General features: G+C 63.5%; 12 protein-coding genes and 2 pseudogenes. 7 read left to right on the plus strand and 7 right to left on the minus strand.

Annotated features, from left to right (window positions below; all coding sequences use genetic code 11):
* Window positions 1-177: 177 nt before the first annotated feature.
* Window positions 178-426 carry an accessory factor UbiK family protein gene (locus tag AC1MEM_RS00370; protein ID WP_499474733.1) on the plus strand — a complete coding sequence of 83 codons (249 nt, stop codon included), beginning with the start codon at window positions 178-180 and terminating at the stop codon, window positions 424-426.
* A gap of 40 nt (window positions 427-466) precedes the next feature.
* Window positions 467-2,935, plus strand: coding sequence for an adenosylcobalamin-dependent ribonucleoside-diphosphate reductase (locus AC1MEM_RS00375; protein WP_499474734.1), 2,469 nt, complete (start codon window positions 467-469; stop codon window positions 2,933-2,935).
* A 27-nt stretch (window positions 2,936-2,962) separates the two neighbouring features.
* Here the strand turns inward: AC1MEM_RS00375 and AC1MEM_RS00380 are convergent, their stop codons facing one another.
* Genes AC1MEM_RS00380 through AC1MEM_RS00390 form a run of 3 tightly spaced genes read right to left on the minus strand, consistent with a single transcriptional unit; the run spans window position 2,963 to window position 5,401 of the window.
* Window positions 2,963-3,664 carry a fumarylacetoacetate hydrolase family protein gene (locus AC1MEM_RS00380; protein WP_499474735.1) on the minus strand — a complete coding sequence of 234 codons (702 nt, stop codon included), beginning with the start codon at window positions 3,662-3,664 and terminating at the stop codon, window positions 2,963-2,965.
* A gap of 32 nt (window positions 3,665-3,696) precedes the next feature.
* Window positions 3,697-4,119: a VOC family protein gene (locus AC1MEM_RS00385; protein WP_499474736.1), complete on the minus strand. Its 423-nt coding sequence runs from the start codon at window positions 4,117-4,119 to the stop codon at window positions 3,697-3,699.
* A 58-nt stretch (window positions 4,120-4,177) separates the two neighbouring features.
* Complete coding sequence (locus AC1MEM_RS00390) at window positions 4,178-5,401, minus strand: alpha-hydroxy acid oxidase (RefSeq protein WP_499474737.1); 1,224 nt, start codon at window positions 5,399-5,401, stop codon at window positions 4,178-4,180.
* Between the two features lie 120 nt (window positions 5,402-5,521).
* On the opposite strand from AC1MEM_RS00390, the gene AC1MEM_RS00395 reads away from it, so the two are divergent.
* Both AC1MEM_RS00395 and AC1MEM_RS00400 read left to right on the plus strand, forming a co-directional pair.
* A complete protein-coding gene (locus AC1MEM_RS00395; protein WP_499474738.1) occupies window positions 5,522-6,403 on the plus strand; it encodes a LysR family transcriptional regulator in 882 nt (293 codons plus the stop codon).
* A gap of 131 nt (window positions 6,404-6,534) precedes the next feature.
* A pseudogene (locus AC1MEM_RS00400) lies at window positions 6,535-8,102 on the plus strand (IS3 family transposase).
* A gap of 64 nt (window positions 8,103-8,166) precedes the next feature.
* Here the strand turns inward: AC1MEM_RS00400 and AC1MEM_RS00405 are convergent.
* From AC1MEM_RS00405 to AC1MEM_RS00420, 4 genes and pseudogenes are all read right to left on the minus strand, one after another.
* On the minus strand, window positions 8,167-8,298 hold the full coding sequence (locus AC1MEM_RS00405; protein WP_499474739.1) for a hypothetical protein: 132 nt from the start codon (window positions 8,296-8,298) through the stop codon (window positions 8,167-8,169).
* Between the two features lie 179 nt (window positions 8,299-8,477).
* A pseudogene (locus AC1MEM_RS00410) lies at window positions 8,478-10,045 on the minus strand (IS3 family transposase).
* 74 nt (window positions 10,046-10,119) lie between these two features.
* Window positions 10,120-11,124, minus strand: coding sequence for a Bug family tripartite tricarboxylate transporter substrate binding protein (locus AC1MEM_RS00415; RefSeq protein ID WP_499474740.1), 1,005 nt, complete (start codon window positions 11,122-11,124; stop codon window positions 10,120-10,122).
* 61 nt (window positions 11,125-11,185) lie between these two features.
* On the minus strand, window positions 11,186-12,115 hold the full coding sequence (locus AC1MEM_RS00420; protein ID WP_499474741.1) for a dihydrodipicolinate synthase family protein: 930 nt from the start codon (window positions 12,113-12,115) through the stop codon (window positions 11,186-11,188).
* 219 nt (window positions 12,116-12,334) lie between these two features.
* Between AC1MEM_RS00420 and AC1MEM_RS00425 the strand changes: the two genes are divergently transcribed.
* The 3 genes from AC1MEM_RS00425 (at window position 12,335) to AC1MEM_RS00435 (ending at window position 14,303) form a co-directional block, all read left to right on the plus strand.
* On the plus strand, window positions 12,335-12,886 hold the full coding sequence (locus AC1MEM_RS00425) for a gamma carbonic anhydrase family protein (protein WP_499474742.1): 552 nt from the start codon (window positions 12,335-12,337) through the stop codon (window positions 12,884-12,886).
* A 191-nt stretch (window positions 12,887-13,077) separates the two neighbouring features.
* Entirely contained in the window at window positions 13,078-13,602 is a 525-nt protein-coding gene (locus AC1MEM_RS00430; protein WP_499474743.1) for an OmpH/Skp family outer membrane protein, read from the plus strand.
* Between the two features lie 125 nt (window positions 13,603-13,727).
* Window positions 13,728-14,303, plus strand: a complete 576-nt coding sequence (locus AC1MEM_RS00435) for a DUF2239 family protein (RefSeq protein ID WP_499474744.1) — start codon at window positions 13,728-13,730, stop codon at window positions 14,301-14,303.
* The last annotated feature ends 240 nt before the right edge of the window (window positions 14,304-14,543 follow it).

Below are 14,543 nucleotides of genomic sequence, written 5' to 3' on the forward strand. Positions count from 1 at the left end.
AATGCGTGCCAGCTTATGGGGGCATCCCATGTGCTTGATTTTTCGCCCATCCGCCCCACTTCTGGTGGAGATCACCACAAATAAGTGCGCAGCAGCGGCAAGACGCGCCGTCACGCACTAAACGAGGTCGCCGCGCACCAGCGTGGTGCGCCGCCTCGCTGACCAGGACTTACGGACATGAATAGTTTCTTCAACGACTTGCAAGGCAAGATCAATCAGGCGATGGAAAGCTCGCCCGCCAAGGACATCGAGCGCAACGTCAAGGCGATGATGACCCAGGGCTTTTCCAAGCTCGACCTGGTGACCCGCGAAGAATTCGACATCCAGGCGCAAGTGCTGGCAAAGACGCGCGCGAAGCTCGAAGCGCTCGAGCTGCGCGTGGCCGAGCTGGAAGCGCGGCTGACGGAGACGGCTCCCAAAGTCTGATTGCGCTTGCCGGCACGCTTCAATCATTCGATGAGCGGCCATGAATGCAAACGACCAACTGCCCGGCATGAGCTTGCCTCCCCAGGAGGTATCGATCGACGTGCTGCGCGAGAAATACGCGAAAGGCGATGAAACCTCGGTCGCCGACGTGCGCCGGCGCGTCGCGCAGGCCCTGGCTGCGCACGAGGCGCCGGAACGCCGCGCCGCATTCGCCGACCGTTTTCTGTGGGCCATGGAAAACGGCTTCGTTCCCGGCGGCCGCATCAACTCCGCCGCCGGCCTCCAGCTAAAAGCCACCCTCATCAATTGCTTCGTCCAGCCGGTCGGCGATTCCGTCACCGGCTTCGAGAACGGCCTGCCCGGCATCTACACCGCGCTCGCGGAAGCCGCCGAAACCATGCGCCGCGGCGGCGGCGTCGGCTACGACTTCAGCGCCATCCGTCCTTTCGGCAGCCTGGTGCACGGCACGCGCTCGCGCGCCTCCGGCCCGGTCTCGTACATGGAACTCTTCGACGCCTCCTGCCGCACGGTGGAATCGGCCGGCGCCCGCCGCGGCGCCCAGATGGGCGTGCTGCGCATCGACCATCCCGACATCGAACGTTTTATCAGCGCCAAAGACCGCGGCGCCCTTTCCAACTTCAATATCTCGGTGGGGGTCAGCGACGCCTTCATGCAGGCACTGGAAGCGGATGCGAACTTCCCGCTCGTGCACCGCGCCGAACCGGGAGAGGAAGCGGTGGCGGCGGGCGCCCACCAACGCGGCGATGGACTCTGGGTCTACCGTGAAGTGCGCGCGAAGACGCTGTGGGACAGCATCATGGCCTCGACCTGGGACCATGCCGAGCCGGGCGTGCTGTTCATCGACCGCATGAACGCCGAAAACAACCTCTGGTATTGCGAACAGCTGCGCGCGACCAATCCCTGCGGCGAGCAACCGCTGCCGGCCTACGGCTGCTGCGATCTCGGCTCGCTCAACCTCACCTGCTTCGTCGATGAGCCGTTCAGCGAACATGCCCGCTTCGATGTCGAGCGCATGCAGGAGGTCGCGGCGGTCGCCGTGCGCATGCTCGACCTGGTGCTCGACGCCACCGAATGGCCGCTGCCGCAGCAAGCGGCCGAAGCACGCGCCAAGCGCCGCATCGGCCTCGGCTTCCTGGGCCTGGGCAGCGCCTTGATCATGCTGGGACTGCGCTACGATGCGCCCGAGGGCCGCGCACTGGCCGCGCGCATCGCGCAAGGCCTGCGCGATGCCGCGTATGCCGCTTCCTGCGCACTGGCGCGCGAAAAAGGCGCCTTTCCCCGGTTCGACGCGGCGCGCTACCTGGAAGGCGCTTTTACGTCGCGCCTGCCCGACGAATTGCGCGAAGCGATCCGCGTGCACGGCATCCGCAACTCGCATCTGCTGTCGATTGCGCCGACCGGCACCATCGCGCTGGCCTTTGCCGACAATGCCTCGAACGGCATCGAGCCGGCCTATTCCTGGACCTATCAACGCAAAAAGCGCATGCCGGACGATTCGATGCGCGCCTACGAGGTGCAGGACCATGCCTGGCGGCTCTACCTGCGCAGCAAGCCCGGGGCCACGCCCGACGGTCCGCTGCCGCCCGCCTTCGTCACCGCCCTGCAGATGAGCGCGAGCGACCACCTGCGCATGCTCGAAGCCGTGCAGCCCTTCATCGACACGTCGATCTCGAAGACGGTCAACGTGCCGGTGGATTATCCCTACGACGATTTTCGTGGCCTCTATTTAGAAGCCTGGCGCGCCGGCCTGAAGGGCCTGGCGACCTATCGCCCGAACGCGGTGCTCGGCAGCGTGCTCGGCACGGTGCCGGCCAGCGCGGCGCTGGACGACGACCCGCTGCGCAAGCGCTTCGACGGCCGCCCGCTCGGGGAGCTCGATTCGGTGACCTCGAAGGTCGAGTACTCGACCCAGGAAGGCCGCAAGACCTTGTATCTGACGGTGAGCTTTATCCGGGTCGACGGCGTGGTCGACGGCCGGCCGGTGACGATCGAGCGTCCCTTCGAATTCTTCATGCCGGCCAACCAGCGAAGCGACGGCCAGCAGTGGATCACCTCGTCGATGCGCCTGCTGTCGATGCTGGCGCGCGCCGGCGGGCCGATCGCGAAAGCGCTGGCCGACATGCGCGACGTGGTCTGGGAAAAGGGGCCGGTGCGCTGCGGCTTCCTGACCCGCGAGGATGGCGCGCAGGTGCCGGTGTTCCACGATTCGGAAGCGGCGGCGGTCGGCTTCATGCTGCAGCGAATCCTGATTGGACGCGGCTTCCTCGACAGCCAGGGAAACCAGGTACCGGTGGTGCAACTGGCACGCCAGCTCGCCGCACGCGGCGCGGCGTCCGGCATCACGACGCCGGACCCCGCCGCCATGCCGGTCAGTGCGCCACCGCCGGCCCTCGGTGCGAAATGCCCGGAATGCGGCGCCCGCGCGCTGCGCAAGGCCGAGGGATGTACCCGCTGCGACAACTGCCAGTATGTGGGCGAATGCGGCTGAGTTGTCCCCAGCCCTGCCCTGCTTTCCTTACGCCGGGCGCGGTCCCATCGTGAACTCGATGCTGCCGACGCCCTCTACCTGCGCGCTTACCTTGTCGCCCGGCTGCAGTGCGCCCACGCCGGCCGGCGTACCGGTATAGATCAAATCGCCCGGCGCCAGCACGACGCTTTGGGAGATGATGGCGATGACATCCGCGACCGGCCAGATGAGTTCATTCAGGTCGCCCTGCTGGCGCGCTTCGCCATTCACCGACAGGCTGATGCTGCCGGCCTGCGGATGGCCGCTGACGGCCACGGGAACGATAGCGCCGCAGGGTGCCGACGCATCGAAACCTTTTCCCCAGTCCCAGGGGCGGCTCATTTTCTTTGCCACCGCCTGCAGGTCGCGGCGCGTCAGGTCGATGCCGACGGCGTAACCCCAGACGTGGCCGAGCGCCTCGTCCACGGACAGGTTCGATCCTCCCTTGCCGATCGCGACCACCAGTTCGACCTCGTGGTGCAGGTCGTCGGTGAGCGGCGGATAAGGCACGGTGCCGGCGGCGGCGACCACCGCATCGGCCGGCTTCATGAAGAAGAACGGCGGTTCGCGGTTGGGATCATTGCCCATCTCGCGGGCATGCGCTTCGTAGTTGCGGCCGACGCAGAAGACGCGGCGGATCGGGAAGCGCGCATCGCTGCCGGCAACGGCGTTCGAGGCTTGTGGTGCGGGAGTAAAGACGAAATCGGACATGGCGGTGATCAAGTAGATGATTGATTGAGGAGTTACTTCGCGAAGACCTGGCTGATGTCGCCGAAGGCCTTGAATTCGAGGGCATTGCCCGACGGGTCGAGGAAGAACATGGTCGCCTGCTCGCCGACCTGGCCCTTGAAGCGGACGTGCGGCTCGATGACGAAACGGGTGCCCGCCGCGCGCAGCTTGTCGGCCAGGGCGTCCCATTCTTCCATCGGCAGGATGGCGCCGAAGTGGCGCACCGGGACGTTGTGGCCATCTACCGCATTGGTCGGCGCCGCGCTGACTTCGTCGGGCGCCAGGTGGGCGACGACCTGGTGGCCATAGAAATTGAAGTCGACCCATTCATCGGAGCTGCGGCCTTCGGCACAGCCGAGCAGGTCGCCATAAAAACGCCGCGCCTCGGCAATGTCGCGGACCGGGAAGGCCAGGTGGAACAGGGGAATCGATTGCATGGAAATCTCCGCAAAAAATCGTTGAAAGGTCGGTGCTTGTTTGCTTCTCGTGTGTTCGTCAGCGGTTGTAAACCAGGTGCGTGTGCGCATCGAGCTCCATGATGCCATTAATGCCCAACATTGCCATATTGCGCCATACCTCCTGCTGCAGGAGGCCGACCGCGTGCCCCACGCCGGCTTCGCCGCCGACCGCGGCCGCGTAACCGAAGGGCCGCCCGACGAACACGAATTTCGCGCCCAGCGCCAGCGCCTTCAGGACATCCGAGCCGCGTCGCACTCCCCCGTCGATCATGACCGGTATGTCGGGACAGGCCGCGACGATCCCCGGCAAGACGCGCAGCGGAGACACGGCGCCATCGAGCTGGCGGCCGCCGTGGTTCGACACGATGATGCCGTCCGCGCCCATCTCGCGCGCAATCCGGGCGTCGTCGCGGTGCAGGATGCCCTTGACGACGATCCGGCCCGGCCACATCTTGCGGATCAGGCCGAAGTGTTCCCAGCTCAGGTGCCCGCGGTCGGCGAAGTCGCGCGTCACCGACTTCGACAGGATCGGCGCGCCGCGCCGCGCATAGTTGTTTTCGAAATGCGGCAGCCCGTGGCGCGCGATCGTCCTGAGGAAGGTGCCGAACAGCCAGCGCGGATGCGACACGCCCTGCCACACCAGGTCCAGGCTGGGGCGCAAGGGTGTGCTGAAACCGGTGCGGGCGAAATTTTCGGGATTGGGCGTCACCGGCGTGTCCACCGTCAGCACCAGGGTCTGGAAGCCGGCATTGCCGATCCTTTCCACGAGGGCCGTGATGTTCGGGATATCGCCCGGCAGGTAGGCCTGGAACCAGGCCCCCAGCCCTTCCTGCGCCACCTCCTCGAGCCGGATCAGGGAAGAGCCGCTCATGATCATCGGGATGTTCGCGCGTGCCGCGGCGCGCGCGAGCACCAGGTCGCCGCGGTAGGCGGACAGCGCGCTGATGCCGAGCGGGGAAATGCCGAACGGCGCCGCATACGCCTGGCCGAACAGCGTGCAGGACGTGCTGCGGCGCGAGACGTCCTTCAATACCCGGGTGACGAAACCATAGTCGTCGAAACTTTCGCGGTTGCCGCGAAAGCTGCGCCGGGTCTCCGCCGCCATGGCCATGTAGCCGAACACCGGGCGCGGCAGGTGGCGCCGTGCGGCATCCTCGAAATCGTCGAGGCAGCGCAGGTTTCGCAGGCGCGCGGGCAGCGGCAAGGGCGCGGCGCGGCTGGCAGGGGATGGAAGCTCGTTCGATGCGATGGCAGTGGTCATGGTGCGTGGTGCATGGTGCGTTGGAGGCAGGGGCAGGCGCTCGGTAAGCCCTATTGTGCTCAGGCTGGGAACAAAGGACAATTTCATCTTCGAATATTCAAAGTGAAGAGGAAGTTCATTATGGAGACGCGGTTCCTGGACAGTTTCGTGACCATCGCCGAATGCCGTTCGATGGCCGAAGCGGCGCGCCGCCTGAACGTGACGCCGACCGCGCTGGCGCAGCGCGTGCGGGTGCTGGAGGATGAACTGAACGTGAAGCTGATCGAGCGCTCGGGTCGCACCGTGCAGCTGACCGAGGGCGGCGCCCGGGTGCTGGCGCGCGCGCGGCGCTTCCAGCGGGAGGTGCGGGAATTGAAGGCGGCCGCCTCCGAGGAGTCGTTCGCGGGTGAGCTCAGGCTGGGAACGATCTCCACGGCGCTGACCGGCATGCTGCCGGCGATCCTCGCCACACTGGCCGAGCGCCATCCGAAGGTGGACGTGTTCATTGCGGCGGAGGTCTCGCGCCTGCTGTACCACCAGGTGGTGAGCGAAACGCTGGACGCGGCCTTGATCATCGAACCGCAGTTCGCGCTGCCCAAATCGCTGGTCTGGCACGTGCTGCGTTCCGAGCCGCTGGTGGTGCTGGCGCCGACCTCGCTGGCGCACCTGCCGCCGCTCGACCTGCTGGCCACCCAGCCCCTGATCCGCTACGACAGGAACAACTGGGGCGGCCAGCTGGCAGAGCGCTATTTGCAGGAACAGCAGATTTTCCCGCGCGAGCGCTTCGAACTCGACGCCCTCGATGCGATCGCGCTGCTGGTCGAACGGGGCCTGGGCGTGTCGCTCGTGCCCGACTGGCCCCGGGCCTGGCCGCTGCCGGAAGGCGTGACGATCATCCCCCTGCCGGGCGAGGCGCCGGTACGCAAACTCGGGCTCCTGTGGCGCGCCAAGTCCCCGTACAGCCGCATGCTCGAAGAGCTGCTCGATCTGCGTGAAAAAGCTGGGGTCAGGTCTGACATTTAGACATGAAAAAGCTGGGGTCAGGTCTGACATTTAGACACGGCCTCAACGATACCGGGTCGATTAAGGCAGAGGTCGTGTCCGAATGCCCCCTCTGTCAGGCTAGTTGTCACCTTATATTTTTAGGAGACAACATGAGTAAAATGTATTCTGACGCCTTCATCGAACAAGCCTTGGTGAAGGTGTATTCTCGCGGAAAACGCACCATACAAGACGTTGCAGACGATTTGCACGTCAACGTCTACACGGTCAAGAACTGGATACGCAGAAAGAATTTGTATATGTTGAAAGCCTCTTCCGACAGGGAAAAGCGGCCGCAGGACTGGAGCCGAAGCGAGCAGCTGGTGGCCCTGCACGAAACGCACGCATTGGATGAGGAAGCGCTGCAGGCATGGTGTCGTGAGCGTGGGCTGTTCGTGCACCATCTCGAAGCATGGCGTACGGCCTTCTGCCTGGATGCAAAGCCGGCCGTGGCCACCGATGCACGCGAGGTGCGCAGCTTGCAGCAAGAGAATGACAAATTGAAGCGGGAGTTGGATCGGAAAGAGAAAGCACTGGTGGAGGCCGCAGCGCTGCTTTTACTGCAAAAAAAGTTCAATGCGCTGTGGGAGGACGAGGTCAAATGACCTTGCCCGCAGCGCGGGCCGATATCGTCGCGATGGTCGCCCAAGCCGTTTCCTCGGGAGCGCGCCATACCAAAGCATGTGAAATCATCGGCTTGAGCTTGCGCACATTGCAGCGCTGGAAGCTAGTCGGTGCTGCGCCCGATGGGCGTACGACGCGCGTCCAACAACCAGTTCATGCGTTGACGGCGCGAGAGCGTGAAGAGATTCTCGCTATCGCCAACTCGGCCGAGTTTGGCCAGATGCCGCCTAGCCAGATCGTGCCGCGCCTGGCCGACCAGGGCACTTACCTGGCCTCCGAATCGACGTTCTATCGGGTGTTGCGAAGCGCTGGCCTGGTCAAGCATCGGCAGGCGGCGCGGCCGGTTCAAGAGCGCAGCAAACCGCGCGCCATCTGTGCTACGGCGCCTAACCAGCTCTACAGTTGGGACATTACCTATTTGCCGAGCGGGGTAAAGGGAATCTATTTTTACCTGTACATGTTCATCGATATCTACAGCCGAAAGGTCGTTGGCTGGCAGGTTTATCGGGACGAGCATAGCAACCTTGCGGCCGAGGTCATGCGCGACATCTGTGCACGTGAAAAAATCCAGCCCAACCAGGTGATTCTACATTCCGACAATGGCAGCCCGATGAAGGGCGCGACTATGCTGGCGACCTTGCAGGCACTGGGCGTGATGCCTTCGTTCAGCCGGCCGGCCGTCAGCAATGACAACCCGTATTCGGAGTCGTTATTCAAGACCTTGAAGTACCGTCCCGACTATCCCGGTAAAGCATTTACGGACCTCGCACACGCACGCAACTGGGTGGCCAGATTCGTGCGCTGGTATAACAACGAGCACCGTCACAGCACCATCAACTTCGTGACGCCGACCCAACGTCACGCGGGCCTCCACCACGTGTTGCTGGCAGCCCGCACAGCCGTCTACAACGCTGCACGTGAGGCCAATCCGCTGCGTTGGACCGGGGCCATACGCAACTGGTCGCCGATCAGGGAAGTGCATCTCAACCCCGACCACGCGATCAGCGAAACCACAGCGCCGGCGACCAATATGCCGGCTTTTAGAAGAGCAGCTTAACGGCTGCTCACGCGACAACTAGCTTGACAACCACCGAATGTCAGACCTGACCCCAGCCTTTAGTTTATTCCGGCTTGATGTTGGCATTCTTCAGCAGCTTGGCCCACTTCGGCACTTCCTGCTTCATGTAGGCCTTCAACTCGGCCGAGCTGCCGCCGACCACGGTCAGGCCCTGCTGGACCAGCTTGGCGTGCACCTCGGGCGATGCCAGGCTTTTCTTGACTTCGGCGTTCAGCCGGTCGACGATCGGCTGCGGCAGAAAAAGCTGGGGTCAGGTCTGACATTTAGACACGGCCTCAACGATACCGGGTCGATTAAGGCAGAGGTCGTGTCCGAATGCGGTGGTTGTCAAGCTAGTTGTCGCGTGAGCAGCCGTTAAGCTGCTCTTCTAAAAGCCGGCATATTGGTCGCCGGCGCTGTGGTTTCGCTGATCGCGTGGTCGGGGTTGAGATGCACTTCCCTGATCGGCGACCAGTTGCGTATGGCCCCGGTCCAACGCAGCGGATTGGCCTCACGTGCAGCGTTGTAGACGGCTGTGCGGGCTGCCAGCAACACGTGGTGGAGGCCCGCGTGACGTTGGGTCGGCGTCACGAAGTTGATGGTGCTGTGACGGTGCTCGTTGTTATACCAGCGCACGAATCTGGCCACCCAGTTGCGTGCGTGTGCGAGGTCCGTAAATGCTTTACCGGGATAGTCGGGACGGTACTTCAAGGTCTTGAATAACGACTCCGAATACGGGTTGTCATTGCTGACGGCCGGCCGGCTGAACGAAGGCATCACGCCCAGTGCCTGCAAGGTCGCCAGCATAGTCGCGCCCTTCATCGGGCTGCCATTGTCGGAATGTAGAATCACCTGGTTGGGCTGGATTTTTTCACGTGCACAGATGTCGCGCATGACCTCGGCCGCAAGGTTGCTATGCTCGTCCCGATAAACCTGCCAGCCAACGACCTTTCGGCTGTAGATATCGATGAACATGTACAGGTAAAAATAGATTCCCTTTACCCCGCTCGGCAAATAGGTAATGTCCCAACTGTAGAGCTGGTTAGGCGCCGTGGCACAGATGGCGCGCGGTTTGCTGCGCTCTTGAACCGGCCGCGCCGCCTGCCGATGCTTGACCAGGCCAGCGCTTCGCAACACCCGATAGAACGTCGATTCGGAGGCCAGGTAAGTGCCCTGGTCGGCCAGGCGCGGCACGATCTGGCTAGGCGGCATCTGGCCAAACTCGGCCGAGTTGGCGATAGCGAGAATCTCTTCACGCTCTCGCGCCGTCAACGCATGAACTGGTTGTTGGACGCGCGTCGTACGCCCATCGGGCGCAGCACCGACTAGCTTCCAGCGCTGCAATGTGCGCAAGCTCAAGCCGATGATTTCACATGCTTTGGTATGGCGCGCTCCCGAGGAAACGGCTTGGGCGACCATCGCGACGATATCGGCCCGCGCTGCGGGCAAGGTCATTTGACCTCGTCCTCCCACAGCGCATTGAACTTTTTTTGCAGTAAAAGCAGCGCTGCGGCCTCCACCAGTGCTTTCTCTTTCCGATCCAACTCCCGCTTCAATTTGTCATTCTCTTGCTGCAAGCTGCGCACCTCGCGTGCATCGGTGGCCACGGCCGGCTTTGCATCCAGGCAGAAGGCCGTACGCCATGCTTCGAGATGGTGCACGAACAGCCCACGCTCACGACACCATGCCTGCAGCGCTTCCTCATCCAATGCGTGCGTTTCGTGCAGGGCCACCAGCTGCTCGCTTCGGCTCCAGTCCTGCGGCCGCTTTTCCCTGTCGGAAGAGGCTTTCAACATATACAAATTCTTTCTGCGTATCCAGTTCTTGACCGTGTAGACGTTGACGTGCAAATCGTCTGCAACGTCTTGTATGGTGCGTTTTCCGCGAGAATACACCTTCACCAAGGCTTGTTCGATGAAGGCGTCAGAATACATTTTACTCATGTTGTCTCCTAAAAATATAAGGTGACAACTAGCCTGACAGAGGGGGAATGTCAGACCTGACCCCAGCCTTTAGTTTATTCCGGCTTGATGTTGGCATTCTTCAGCAGCTTGGCCCACTTCGGCACTTCCTGCTTCATGTAGGCCTTCAACTCGGCCGAGCTGCCGCCGACCACGGTCAGGCCCTGCTGGACCAGCTTGGCGTGCACCTCGGGCGATGCCAGGCTTTTCTTGACTTCGGCGTTCAGCCGGTCGACGATCGGCTGCGGCATGTTGGCCGGTGCGAACAGGCCGAACCAGGTCAGGGTTTCGAAGCCCGGCAGGCCGGACTCGGCCACCGTCGGGATATCCGGCGCCGCGCTGCTGCGCTGCAGGCTGCTCACCGCGATGGCCCGCAGCTTGCCGCTCTTGATATGCGGCAGCAGGGACGGCAGGTTGCCGAACATGACCGGCACCTGGTTGCCGAGCAGGTCGGAAATCGCATTCGCCTCGCCTTTGTAGGGAACGTGGACCATGTCGACCTTGGCCATCGACGCGAACAGTTCGGTGGCGACGTGCTGCGGGCCGCCCTGGCCCGACGACGCGTACGGCAGGCCGCCCTTCTGGGCTTTGGCGTAGGCGATCAGTTCCTGGACATTCTTGACCGGCACCGAATTGGCGACGACCAGCACCATCGGCACCGATGCGACCAGCGAGATCGGTGTGAAATCGGCGACCGGATCGAAGCTCATCTTCGGAAATACGCTCGGCGCCACCACCATCGTCGACTGGGTGGCCATGAGCAGGGTGTAGCCGTCCGCCGCTGACTTGGCCACCTGCTCGGCGGCGATGATGCCCGTCGCACCCGGGCGATTCTCGACGATGAAGGAGCCGCCCATGTCCTTGCTCATGCTCTGCGACAGCAGGCGCGCGACGTTGTCGACCGCGCCGCCCGGGGAGAAGCCGACCAGCATCCTGACCGGCTTGCTGGGATAATTTTGCGCCGATGCGTTTTGCGTCACTGCCATTGCCGGAAGAAGGCTTGCGCACAACGCGAACTTGAGGAGGCTGCGCTTCGTGATACCAATTTTCTTGACTGCCATGGAACTTGTCTCCAATGAATAATTATAGGTAAATCCGTTCATGCGTCCGGCGTTCTGATGCTCACATCAGGTCTTCGACATACGGCATCCTGAAGCCAAGCGCGTCCAGTCCACTCTCGAGTTTCCGCGCCTGCTCCGCATTCAGTTCGACCAGCGGCGGCCGCACGGCGCGCCAGGCGGCGTCGCCGGTCTTCCAGGCAATCGCTGCCTTCATCGCGGGAATCATCGGGAATTGCTGGAACACGGCGCGCGTTCCGTCCAGCGCACGCTGCTTCTCGTCCGCGCCCTCCTGCTGCCAGCTGTTGTACAGCTCGACCATCGGCGTCGGATTGACGTTGCCGGTGGCGGTAATGCAGCCGGCGCCGCCGCCGCGCATGTTCGCGAGGAGAAAAGTCTCGCTGCCGGCAAACACGTCAAAACCTTCCGGCTGGAAGTTCTTCAGCATCGCTTCGGTATTACTCCAGTCGCCGGAACTGTCCTTGACGCCGGCGATCGTGCCCGGATAGGCCTTGAGCAGGCGTTCGATCAGCGCCAGGCTGATCGGCACCTGCGTGACGGGCGGAATATGATAAAGATAGATCTTCAGGCGCTCATCGGCAACGGCGTCGATCACCGCCGCGAAACTGCGGAACAGGCCTTCGTCGCTGACGCCCTTGTAGTAGAACGGCGGCAGCATCAGCACGCCGCCGCAACCCGCCGCCACCGCATGCCGGGTGAGTTCGATCGTGTCGCCCAGCGCGCAGGCGCCGGTGCCGGGCATCATGCGTGCGGCCGGCAGGCCGGCGTCCAGCAAGGCGTCGAGCAGGCGGTGTTTTTCCGTCAGCGTGAGCGAGGTCGCCTCGGAGTTGGTGCCGAAGACCGAGAGGCCGACGTCCTGCTTCAACAGCCATTTGCAGTGCCGTGTAAAACGCTCGATGGACGGCGTCAGGTCGGCATTGAAGGGCGTGAGAACCGGCGAAAATACGCCGCGAAGACGAGTGGTGGTGGTCATGAAAATCCTGGTTGTCCGTTGCGCACGAGGCATTACATGGAACCCATTCTAGTGAGGCTCTCGTTCAACAAAAACAGCATTCTTGACAGTTCAGAATCCAGTAAAAGTTGATGGCCATGCCGGCTTGTGCCGCCTTTTAAGTCCGCAGGGGCAATATACTCCCAGGTGATGGCCGCCTTTGCGACCGCAACCCCGAACAATTTCATACCGAGCCCAGCAATGCCCATCACTCGCTACCTGAACTCCCTTCCCGCGCTCGGCGCGCGCGTTTACCTGCACGAGTCGGCCCAGCTCATCGGCGACGTGCGCATCGGCGACGACAGTTCCGTCTGGTGCAACGCCGTGCTGCGCGGCGACGTGAACCACATCCATATCGGGCGCTGCTCGAATGTCCAGGACTTCTCGATGGGCCACGTGTCGCACAAGAACGAGCACAATCCGCTCGGCGCGCCACTGGTCATCGGCGATTACGTGACGATCGGCCATTCGGTGATCCTGCACGGATGCACCATCGGCAACGAATGCCTGGTCGGCATGGGCTCGATCGTGATGGACGACGTGAACGTTGGCGACCAGGTGATGGTCGGCGCCGGCAGCCTGGTTCCGCCGGGCAAGGTACTGGAAAGCGGTTACCTGTACGTGGGACGGCCGGTCAAGCGGGTGCGGGCCTTGAGCCAGGAAGAGATCGCCTATCTGCGCTATTCGGCCGAGCATTATGTGCGGGTCAAGGACAACTACCTGCTGGCGCCGGACGCAAGCCCTGCTTCCTGATGTGTCCCGATCCGCTCTTTCCTTCCATCGGTGGAGCGGCAGGGTGATAACATCGGGGTCATCCGGCAACCGATGAGCGCGGGCCACGCCGCGGCGCATCCCGGCCGGCCGGATACGTGAAGCAAGATCGCAGCATGTCGTTTGATTGGCGCACAGGCGTCGCAGCGCCGCATGACCGGCAGGGGAAACCATTGAACAAGCATCAGAAGTACGCGGCGGCTGCCCTCTTCGCACTGGGCACGGGCTTGAGCGTTTCGTGCGCCGCCCAGGAAACCAGGCCCGCGGCCGAGGCGCGGGTCGTGGTCGTCAACGTCGAGCGCCTGCTGGTCGACTCGAAACGCGCGCGCGCTGCGAATGCGAAGATCGAGGCCGAGTTCGCGCCGCGGCGCGAGCAGATCGTGGCCCAGCTGCGCCAGCTGCGCACCATGTCCGACAAGCTGGAGCAAGACGCGCTGACGCTCGACGACCGCGAAAAGCTCGTGCGTTCGCGCGCCGTGGGTGAACTCGAACGGACCATCCGCCGCGCCCAGGAACGGATCAGCGACGATTTCGCGGAGCGCACGGCCGCCGAACGCGCGGCGATCGCGACACGGATCCACACCATCCTGCAGCAGTTGCCCGCGCAGCAGGGCGTGGACCTGGTCCTGACGCGCACGATCTGGCACCGGCCGCAGATCGACGTCACCGACAAGGTCGAGGCGCTGCTCGACCGCTAAGGCAGCAGTGGCGTCGATCCGGCGCCCGTCCCAGGATTTCACCCGGACCTTATTGCGCCGCCCTTTTTGTCCGGGTAATATCTCCCCGTGCGCTCCTTCCGGACGCGCTACACGAAGGAGACCCCATGTTGCCAAGCCACTGCATCGCCTTTGCCGGCACCGAACTCCTGGCCAAGGGCGAGCTCGTCGACGTCGTGCGCGCGGTCAAGGCCGCGCTCGACCGCGGCAGCGAGCGCTCGATCGCCTTGCTCGACGCAGCCACCAGCAAGCCCGTCGAAATCAATTTCACCGGCACCGAAGAAGAAGTATTGCAGCGGATCCCGCGTGCGCCCGGGCGCAGCGCCGGCCGTCCCAAGCTGGGCGTGGTACCGCGCGAAGTGACGCTGCTGCCGCGCCACTGGGAATGGCTGGCGAACCAGCCCGGCGGCGCTTCGGTGGCGCTGCGCAAGCTGGTCGAACATGCGTCGCGCGATGCGCGCGAGGCCGACACGATGCGCGAAGCGCGCGATGCGGCGTATCGCTTCATGCACGAGCTGATGGGGGATGCGGCGGGATTCGAGGAGGCCTCGCGGGCGCTGTTTGCGGGCGATGGCGAGCGTTTTGCGGGCTTGGTCGCGGACTGGCCGGAGGGCGTGCGCGCGCATTTGCTGAAGCTGGCGGCGCCGGCCTTCGGGAGCGGACCCGCGGCGGCCGGCGCCTGAACGCCTTGTCCTGACCTCCCTGCAGCGCTCAAAAAACGTCCGGATCACCGTAATGCCGTTCAGTTGAGAAGGCCGCTTCGATTCACATCGGAGTGGCCTTTGTTCTCGAGGTCGACGCGCGGGCATGCCCGCCCTACGTTACACAGCGGTCTCGACTAGCAATGACGGCGGTGGCGCACCGTAGGGCGGGCATGCCCGCGCGTTATGCTGGCCCGGGGCAGCTCATCCGCGCTCAACTGA

It is taken from the genome of Telluria sp. AIW5, from assembly GCF_056680575.1.